This is a genomic window from Streptomyces sp. bgisy027 (assembly GCF_057710365.1).
The window spans coordinates 44644-53267 of sequence record NZ_JBYIVZ010000067.1 but is presented as its reverse complement, the minus strand read 5'-3'; the positions used below and the strand labels follow the sequence as shown (position 1 = coordinate 53267).

Genomic DNA, 8624 nt, shown 5'->3' with positions numbered 1-8624 from the left:
GTCCTCGCGCTGGCCGCGGCGATCTGGCACAACCACAAGACCGGACAGCCGGTCACGCGATCCCTGATCGCCTACGACCACTAATCACATCGGAATGACTCGTCTAGATGAGACGGCCAAGGAGTTCGGCGAGGCCGGGCTGCCGCTGCCCGCCGACCTGTGCGACCCCGACGACGTCCGCGCGGCCTTCGCTGCCCTGCGGCGTGAGTTCGGCAGTCTGGACTACCTGGTCAACAACGCTGCCACCGCCCGCCCCCACCGGATCGAAGACACGGACGATGCCCAGCTCGACCGTGAGGTCGGAACGAATCTGCTCGGCCCGCTGTACACCGTCCGCGAGGCCGTGCCTCTGCTGCGCCGGTCCGACATGGCACATATCGTGAACCTCTCCTCGGAGTCCACCGCGGACCCGTACCCGTTTTTGTTGGTGTACGCGGCCACCAAGTCCGCCTTGGAGACGCTCACGAGAGGGCTGGCGCAGGAGCTGCGTCCCGACGGAATCCGCTGCACACTCCTGCGCGTCGGACAGACGGCGACCGGCTTCAAGGACGCCTGGGATCCCGAGCAGCTGGAGAAAGCTCTGCACGCCTGGACGGCGGGCGGCTTCCGGGCGCGTGTCTCGGGAGTGACACCGCAGTCTCCGGAGCGGGTCGCCGAAGCACTGCTCTTCGTTCTGCGGCAGACCAGCGACTCCATCGTCGGGGAGCTGAGCGTACGGGCGTACCCCTGACCATGCGTGAACATCTATGGAGGTACCGATGACAGACGTGCTGGCCGGTGTGCGGGTGCTGGAGGTCGCCATGTGGACGTTCGTACCGTCCGCGGGGGCCGTTCTGGCTGAGTGGGGTGCCGACGTGATCAAGGTCGAGCACCCAGTGAGCGGCGACCCACAGCGAGGCCTCATCAACTCCGGCTTTCTACCGGAGGAGGCCGGCGGCCTGAACTACATGATGGAGGTGCCCAATCGGGGAAAGCGAAGCATCGGCATCGATCTGAAGAACCCCGAGGGCCGCGAACTGCTCTACCGCCTGGCCGCGGACTGTGATGTCTTGCTCACCAACTTCCTCCCCGACGCCCGCCGTTCGCTGGGCATCGAGGTGGAGGACATCCGCAAGCACAACCCCGACATCATCTACGTACGCGGATCAGGCAACGGCCAGCGGGGCGCGGACGCCGAGAAAGGCGGCTTCGACTCCTCGACCTACTGGGCGCGCGGAGGCATCGGCTACACCGTCTCCCCGCCCGAATACGAACACCCCGTGCGCATGCGGTCCGCCTTCGGCGACGTGATGGGTGGCCTGTCGCTCGCGGGAGGTATCGCCGCCGCCCTCTTCCGCCGGGAGCGGACCGGAGTCGCGTCCGTCGTCGACGTCTCGCTGCTCGGCGTCGCTCTGTGGAACATCTCGGTCGACGTGGCCTCCGCGAAGCTCCGGCCGAACGACGACGTCTTCCGCTACGACCCGGAGAATCTGGTCAATCCGACGGTCGGCATCTACCGGACTAAGGACGGGCGGCATCTCAACCTCACCCTGCTGCAGTCCGATCGCTACTGGAGGGACTTCACCGAACGCCTCGGGCGCCCCGATCTTGCCGAGGATCCGCGGTTCGCCGACCATGCCGCCAGGGGCCGTAACTCGTATGAATGCACTCAGGAACTGAAGCAGGTGATCGCCTCCCGCGACCTGGACGAATGGCGCGCGGCACTCGAGGACTTCGAGGGTGTCTGGGCGCCGCTGCAGACACCGCTGGAGGTGCACGACGATCCGGCGATCACCGCCAACGGCTTGATCCGCGAACTCGACACCACCAGCGGCCGCTCTCTCGCGGTCGCGGCCAATCCGGTGCAGTTCGACGGTAAGCAGCCCCACACGTCCGGTGCCCCGGATCATGGGCAACACACCGAGGAACTCCTCCTGGAACTCGGGCTGACCTGGGAGCAGATCATCGCGTACAAGGACAGCGGCGCCATCAACTGAACGACGAGAAGACAAAGAAGGGGAGGCCAGGACGGCCTCCCCTCGCTGTGCGCTGTGCTCAGTCCCAGACCAGGGGCAGGGAGTCCACGCCTGCGACATTGCCGCCATGGGTGCTCACCGTGTGGCCCTCCCGCAACCGGTAGTGCGGGATGCGGCGGTGCATGTGCTCGTGGATGACCCGCAGTTCCAGCCGGGCGAGGTGGGACCCGACACAGCGGTGCGGGCCGGCACCGAAGGCAAGGGTGCCCTTGGGGTTGCGGGCGAAGTCCACGCTGTTCGGGTTCTCGAAGACCTTCGGGTCGCGGTTCGCGGCCCGGTTGACGATGACGACCGGGTCCCCCTTACGGATGGTCGCCCCGCCCAGTTCCACGTCCTGCGTGGCGTTGCGGCCGGAAGTGTTGAGGCCTTCATGGCGGAGCAGCTCCTCCACGGCTTGGGGGATGATGTCCGGCTCATTCACCAACTGGTCGCGGTGGCCGGGGCTCTGGGCGAGGAATGCGAACTGGTAGCTGATCGCGCCCTGCACCGTGTCGAGGCCGGCCAGGAAGAGCAAGAAGGCGTGGTCGAGGATCTCCTCGTCGTCCAGCTTCTGCCCGTCGATCTCGGAGTCGATCAGGACGCTGAGGATGTCGTCCTCGCGACGGCGCTTGCGCTCGGCCAGAAGCTCTGTGAGCCGTCCTCGGGCAGCGGCACCCGCCTTGGCGCGGGACGCCCCGGACGGATCCTTGTGCTGGCCGTGGAGAATCTCGTAGTTCCAGTTGCGGAAGTCGGTCGCCTCCTCCTGCGGTATGCCCAGCATGTCGACGAAAATCCTCGTCGGGAAGGGCTGCGCAAGCTCCGCGACGAGCTCGCACTCCCCACGGTCGATGAAGGTGTCGATAAGCTCGTCGCAGATACGGCGGATCTTCGGCTCCATGGCCGTGATGCGATTGGGCGCGAAGACCGGGGCGAGCAGCATGCGGTGTTTCGTGTGCAGAGGTGGGTCCACCTCCAGCGGCAGCAAGGGCCGCTTGTTGCCAAGCCCGTGCGGGACGCTGACCGAGGGCTGGGTGGCGAAGAGGTCGGCATGCTGCCAGACGTAGCGCGCCTCGTCGAAGCCGGTGACGATCCAGAAGCCGCCGTAGTTGCTGCTGTGAGTGACCGGGCACTTGGCCTGCATCCGCTCGTAGACCGGATACGGGTCCTGGCCGAAGGCCGGGTGGTGGTGGTCGAAGTTCTCGGCGAAGTAGGCCACCTCGTCGGGAGTCAGAGGGCGGGGACCCGACTCCTGGTCCAGCGACGCCGGCCTGGTCTGTCCCGTCGATGCGGTGTCACTCGTGGTCATGCTTCCCGGTCCTCTCGGTGGTTGTGTAGCCGATCCGTACGTGCCGTCGGCCTGTCATCCCGACGCAAGCCCCCACAGCACGGTTTTGGTCTCCAGGTACTCCTTCAGTCCGGCCTCGCCGAATTCACGGCCGACGCCGCTCTGCTTGTAACCGCCGTACGGTGCGTGGGGGTTGGTCCCGCCACCAGCGCCGTTGATCGTCACCTGCCCGGTGCGGATCCGGCGGGCCACCGCGTAGGCGCGCTGTGGATCGCCGCTCCACACCGCGCCACTCAGGCCGAACCGGGAGTCGTTGGCCACGGCGACGGCCTCGTCGTCGTCGGCTACCGGGATGACCGCGGCCACGGGCCCGAAGATCTCCTCCTGCGCGATCCGCATGGGGCTCTTCACTCCGGTGAACACGGCGGGTTCCAGGTAGAAGCCGCGCTCCGGGTACCGCGGTCGCCCACCTCCGCCAGTGAGTACAGCGCCTTCGGCGATCCCGGCACGTATATGACTTTCGACCCGCTCCCGCTGTGCGGCGCTGATCAACGGGCCGAGATCGGTGTCGGGGTCATGCGGGTCACCGACCCGCATGACGGCGACCTTGTCCAGCAGCAGCCGGACGGCCTCGTCGTGCCGGCTCTCGTGCACGACGAGCCGGGTCATGCAGCCGCATCCCTGGCCGCTGTTGCGGGTGAATCCGTAGGCGAAGTGCGCCACGGCCTGCTCAAGATCGGCGTCCTCAAGTACGACGTCGGCGTTCTTGCCGCCCAATTCCAGGGCGACGCGTTTGACACCGGGGGCCGCCTGGGCGCTGATCGCCGCTCCCACAGGGGCCGAGCCGGTGAAACTGACGACGTCGACCCCGTCGTGTCCCGTGAGCCGTTTTCCGGCCTCGACATCCCCTGTGGGAACGACGTTGAGCACACCGGGCGGCAGCTCCGCCTCTTCGGCGGCCTCGGCCAGCAGCAGCGCCGACAGCGGAGTTGCGGGGGCAGGCTTGAGCACGACGGTGCAGCCCGCCGCGAGAGCGGGACCGACCTTGGACAGACTGGTGAAGAACGGATAATTGAACGGGGTGATGGCGGCCACCACGCCGGCCGGCTCGCGTAGCACCACTCCCTGTCCGACTCCGGCCCCGAACGTCGGCGGCATGGGAGCGGAGAACGGGTAGGTCGTCAGCACCCGGTCCACCATGTCCGCGAGGTGTTCCAGCGGGACGCTCACCTGCAGGCCGCGGGCCAGTCGGACAGGGGTTCCGACCTCGGTGATCACCCGGTCGACCGCCTCGTCCTGCCGCTCCACCAGCTGGTCGAGGAACCGCCGCAGAAGCAGGGCCCGGTCCCGCGGCGAGGTGCGTCCCCACGGCCCTTCGTCCAAGGCGCGTCGGGCGGCCCGCACCGCCCGGTCGATGTCGTCGGCCGAAGCCTCGGCGACCAAGGCGACCGTATCCTCAGTGGCCGGGTTCACGACGGGCCTGGTTCTGCCGTCGGTGGCCGGCTCCCAGCTTCCATCCACATAGGCATGTCGTAGTTGCAGCGGCTCCATGGCTCTCATATAAACAGAATCGACGAACTATGTACATGTCGTTCACTATCTCGTAGCGTGTGGTCGTCGGACAGGAACGCAGTGGAACCGAGGAGTGTCATGCAGTTGCAGGGCAAGGTCGCCGTCGTCACGGGAGCGGCGCAGGGCATCGGGGCCGAGTACGCTCGCGGGCTCGCCGGGGCCGGCGCCGCGGTCACGGTCGCCGATGTCCAGACCGGGCCGGGAGAGGAGGTCGCCGAGAGTCTTCGCAAGGACGGACATCGGGCGCTCTTCGTCCGCACCGATGTCTCCGACCTGACCTCTGTGGAGGAGATGGCCCGGCGCACCGTCGCTGAGTTCGGCGGCATCGACATCCTGGTCAACAACGCCATGATCTTCGCCGGTCTGCCCTTCGAAAGCATCGAGGACATGCCCGTCGAGAGGTTCGACCGCGTCTGGTCGGTCGGCGTCAAGGGCACCTTCCTGGCCACCCGCGTCGTGCTGCCGCATCTACGGGCGCGCGGCGGGGGTTCGGTGATCAATCAGGGCTCCACGGCCGCATACCACAACAGTCCGAACCGGCTGCACTACAACGTCACCAAGCAAGCCATCCACGGCATGACCAAGACCCTCGCCAAGGAGCTCGGCAAGGACGGGGTGCGGGTGAACTGCATTGCGCCCGGCGCCATCGACACCGAGGCCACGCTGACGGGCGTGCCGGCAGACGTCCTTGCCCGCGCAGTCTCCGGCCAGGCCATAGGCCGTCAGTTGCACACCGGCGACATGGTCGGGGTGCTGCTCTTTCTGGCCGGCGACCAGAGCGCTGCCATCACGGGGCAGACGCTCATCGCCGACGGCGGCGTCTGCTTCCTCGGCTGATGGCTGCCGCAGGTAGGCGAACCGGACAGGAAAGGCCCGCGATGCGCATCACGGTCGATCGCAAGAGGTGTCAGGGGCATGCACTGTGCAGCATGTCCGACCCCGATACATTCCCTCTGGACGACCTCGGATACTCGGCCCTTGAACCGACCGACGTCGTCAAAGCCGACGAAGCCCGCGTGCGGCACGTCGTCTCCGCCTGCCCCGAGCGGGCCTTGTTGGTGAGCGAGTCATGACCGCTGCCTCGGTGCGCATCGCGGACGGCGCGCGCACTCCGCTTCCGCGCCTGTCCGCCGACACTGCATTCTTCTGGCAGTCGGGTGCCGACGGTCTCATGCGGATCCAGCGCTGCGCGGAGTGCGGGCGCTACGCCCACCCACCCACGCCGGAATGCCGCACCTGCGGGGCGTTCGCACCACATCCGGTTCCGGTGTCGGGACGAGCGACGGTCTTCAGCTTCACCGTCAACCACCAAACCTTTGTGCCATGGCTGCCGGCGCCCTACATCCTGGCCATCGTGGCTCTGGACGAGCAACCGGACATCCATCTGACGACACGGTTGGTGGATGTCGACCCAGAGAACGTGCGCATCGGAATGCGGGTCGCGGTGGTCTTCGAACGACATGGCGAGGTGTACCTGCCGCTGTTCGCGCCCGCCGGGGAGGCAGGAGCAGATGCTGGAGCGCACTGAGAAGAGGGCACTCATCTCAGGCATCGGACAGTCCCAGGTCGGACGTCGGCTGGGCCGCTCCGACCTGGATCTCACGCTGGAGGCCTGCCACCGTGCCCTGGTCGACGCCGGGCTGACGGTCGGTGACATCGACGGGCTGGTGGCGTGGCCGGGGGAGTGGCCGGCGGCACCCGGTTTCTGTGGCCCGGCACTCGGCCGGGTCAAGGACGCGCTGGGCCTGGAGCCGGTCTGGCATGCGGGGATACAGGACGGTCCCAGCCAGCTGGCCGCCGTGATGTCCGCGGTCATGGCCGTGGCCAGTGGATACGCCCGACATGTGCTGGTCTACCGCACCACGTCCGAGGCGACCGGCCAGGCGGGCGCAGGCCGCAACACCACCAGCCCCGCAGACGTCACGGGAGTCACCGGCCTCCAGGAGTGGCTGCGCCCCTTCGGTGCCGTCACCGCCGCGCACTGGCTGGCGATGGTCGCCCAGCGATATCTGCACGAGACGGGAGCCACGAGGGAGCAGATCGGCGGACTCGCCGTCTCCACCCGCCGCTGGGCCAGGCTCAACCCAGCAGCCGTCTACCGGGAGGCACTGACCATCGAGGACTACCTCGCCGCCCGGATGATCACCACTCCGCTGTGTCTCTACGACTGCGATGTGCCCGCCGACGGCTCCGTGGCGGTGATCGTGTCCGCCGCTGAAACGAAGGCAGACCTCCGGTCGCCGGTACGCGTCGAGGCGATGGGTAGTGCACTCGGTGCGCGCCCGTTCTGGGACCAATGGGCAGACCCACTGGACCTGCCGCAGCGTGATGCCGCACGTCATCTCTGGTCGCGCACCGAGCTGCGCCCCCGTGACGTCGATGTCGCGCAGCTCTACGACGGCTTCTCCATTCTCGCACTGCAGTGGTTGGAGGCAGCCGGCTTCTGCGGTCGTGGGGAGGGCGCGGCGTTCGTCGCGGAAGGCAAGCGGATCGGGCCGGGCGGGGAACTGCCGCTGAACACCGGCGGAGGGCAGTTGTCCGGCGGACGACTGCATGGCTACGGCTTGTTCCACGAGGCCGTGGCGCAGCTCCGAGGCGACCAGGGCGAGCGCCAGGTCGAGGGCGCGGAGACGGCATTCGTGGGGGCTGGTGGCGGCCCGCTCGGCGGCTGTTTCCTGCTCACCCGCTAAACAGCTCGATACGAATACCGAAGGGATACGGAGGTGGACCGGTGACAGTCCAGGAACAGATCAGCACGCTGCGGGAAGACGGCCCGTCGCGGGCGCCCGCGGAGCGGCAGGCGGACCGTGGGTTCGGCCTGCCCGTCGGTTGGTGGCCGATCGGACACGCGTCCGAGTTCACCGGTAAGCCCCGACCGGTGAAGCTCGGTGCCCAGCCGGTCGCCGTGTACCGGGACGGGGACGGCACGGTCCACGCTGTGCTGGACCGCTGCCCGCACCGGCGGCTGCCGTTGTCCATGGGCCGGGTGATCGACGAGGGACTGCAATGCGGTTACCACGGCTGGACGTTCGACGGCGCCGACGGCCAGTGCACGCTGATCCCCAACTTCAAAGCGGGGGAGACACCCTCGTCCCGGATCAAGGTTGCCGCATACCCGATCACCGAGAACGAGGGGCTGGTGTTCCTCTGGACGAGCGCCGGTGATCCGGAGTCGCCCTCCGGCCTGGTTCCGCTGTCTGTTGGGCCGGCGACGTCGAGCAGTGCCGTCGTGTGTGGCACGGCTCTGGTGCGCGCACCGTACGAGCGTATTTCGGAGGCGCTGCTGCTCAACCCCGGCGCTGCTCTGAACCTCGGCCCGCTGCTCGGCTCCGGTGACGAGGTGTTGGGCCCGGACCAAGAATCCGACGGGGAGGGACGTGCCGTCACGGTACGGCGGGACCGGCTCACGCTGGACCTGCCCCGGATCCAGACGTTCGAGGCCCCCCTCGGCGGGGTCACGACCGTCAGCGAGATCACGACCCTCGTGGCCACCGGTTTCACCACTGTGGTGGCTGACACTCCGGCGGGCGGTTCCGTACGAGTGCTGGCCGCGCTGACGCCGACGGGACCGCACCGTACCACCGTGCGCTGGCGCGTCCAGGCACACGGAAACGCCGCTCGGAGTCTGCTCGCCGCTTGTCGGGCGGCGGCGGCTGCCAAGCAGCTAACCGGCCGTGCCGGGCGACCGCTGGAAGCCGCGGCGGATGCCGTGGAGACGGCCTTCGATCCCGCTCTCGATCAGCTGCGCGCACTACGTGCCTGAGCCTCCCGAC

9 protein-coding genes are annotated in these 8624 nt (G+C 68.0%); 7 read left to right on the top strand and 2 right to left on the bottom strand.

The window, feature by feature from the left end:
- The first annotated feature begins 94 nt into the window (after window positions 1–94).
- Window positions 95–730, top strand: coding sequence for an SDR family oxidoreductase (locus AC3ETA_RS42150; protein WP_432198201.1), 636 nt, complete (start codon window positions 95–97; stop codon window positions 728–730).
- A gap of 28 nt (window positions 731–758) precedes the next feature.
- The gene (locus tag AC3ETA_RS42145; RefSeq protein WP_432198200.1) at window positions 759–1976 is read left to right on the top strand and encodes a CaiB/BaiF CoA transferase family protein; all 1218 of its coding nucleotides are present in this window, start codon (window positions 759–761) and stop codon (window positions 1974–1976) included.
- A gap of 58 nt (window positions 1977–2034) precedes the next feature.
- On the opposite strand, the gene AC3ETA_RS42140 is transcribed toward AC3ETA_RS42145, so the two are convergent.
- Window positions 2035–3300, bottom strand: a complete 1266-nt coding sequence (locus tag AC3ETA_RS42140; protein ID WP_432198199.1) for a cytochrome P450 — start codon at window positions 3298–3300, stop codon at window positions 2035–2037.
- A 54-nt stretch (window positions 3301–3354) separates the two neighbouring features.
- Window positions 3355–4839 carry an aldehyde dehydrogenase family protein gene (locus AC3ETA_RS42135; protein WP_432198198.1) on the bottom strand — a complete coding sequence of 495 codons (1485 nt, stop codon included), beginning with the start codon at window positions 4837–4839 and terminating at the stop codon, window positions 3355–3357.
- Between the two features lie 90 nt (window positions 4840–4929).
- On the opposite strand from AC3ETA_RS42135, the gene AC3ETA_RS42130 reads away from it, so the two are divergent.
- The 5 genes from AC3ETA_RS42130 to AC3ETA_RS42110 are packed head-to-tail and all read left to right on the top strand — an operon-like array spanning window position 4930 to window position 8614.
- Window positions 4930–5688, top strand: a complete 759-nt coding sequence (locus tag AC3ETA_RS42130) for an SDR family NAD(P)-dependent oxidoreductase (protein WP_432198197.1) — start codon at window positions 4930–4932, stop codon at window positions 5686–5688.
- Window positions 5689–5729: 41 nt separating this feature from the next.
- Window positions 5730–5924, top strand: a complete 195-nt coding sequence (locus AC3ETA_RS42125; RefSeq protein WP_432198196.1) for a ferredoxin — start codon at window positions 5730–5732, stop codon at window positions 5922–5924.
- Window positions 5921–6379: a Zn-ribbon domain-containing OB-fold protein gene (locus AC3ETA_RS42120; protein ID WP_432198195.1), complete on the top strand. Its 459-nt coding sequence runs from the start codon at window positions 5921–5923 to the stop codon at window positions 6377–6379. Before AC3ETA_RS42125 ends, AC3ETA_RS42120 begins: the two co-directional genes overlap by 4 nt.
- A complete protein-coding gene (locus AC3ETA_RS42115) occupies window positions 6363–7541 on the top strand; it encodes a thiolase family protein (protein WP_432198194.1) in 1179 nt (392 codons plus the stop codon). Before AC3ETA_RS42120 ends, AC3ETA_RS42115 begins: the two co-directional genes overlap by 17 nt.
- 41 nt (window positions 7542–7582) lie before the next feature.
- Window positions 7583–8614, top strand: coding sequence for a Rieske 2Fe-2S domain-containing protein (locus AC3ETA_RS42110; RefSeq protein WP_432198193.1), 1032 nt, complete (start codon window positions 7583–7585; stop codon window positions 8612–8614).
- Window positions 8615–8624: the final 10 nt, after the last annotated feature.

Coding starts and splice junctions, on each gene's coding strand:
- AC3ETA_RS42150 (WP_432198201.1), top strand. CDS start 95: ATGACTCGTCTAGATGAGACGGCCAAGGAGTTCGGCGAGGCCGGGCTG.
- AC3ETA_RS42145 (WP_432198200.1), top strand. CDS start 759: ATGACAGACGTGCTGGCCGGTGTGCGGGTGCTGGAGGTCGCCATGTGG.
- AC3ETA_RS42140 (WP_432198199.1), bottom strand. CDS start 3,300: ATGACCACGAGTGACACCGCATCGACGGGACAGACCAGGCCGGCGTCG.
- AC3ETA_RS42135 (WP_432198198.1), bottom strand. CDS start 4,839: ATGAGAGCCATGGAGCCGCTGCAACTACGACATGCCTATGTGGATGGA.
- AC3ETA_RS42130 (WP_432198197.1), top strand. CDS start 4,930: ATGCAGTTGCAGGGCAAGGTCGCCGTCGTCACGGGAGCGGCGCAGGGC.
- AC3ETA_RS42125 (WP_432198196.1), top strand. CDS start 5,730: ATGCGCATCACGGTCGATCGCAAGAGGTGTCAGGGGCATGCACTGTGC.
- AC3ETA_RS42120 (WP_432198195.1), top strand. CDS start 5,921: ATGACCGCTGCCTCGGTGCGCATCGCGGACGGCGCGCGCACTCCGCTT.
- AC3ETA_RS42115 (WP_432198194.1), top strand. CDS start 6,363: ATGCTGGAGCGCACTGAGAAGAGGGCACTCATCTCAGGCATCGGACAG.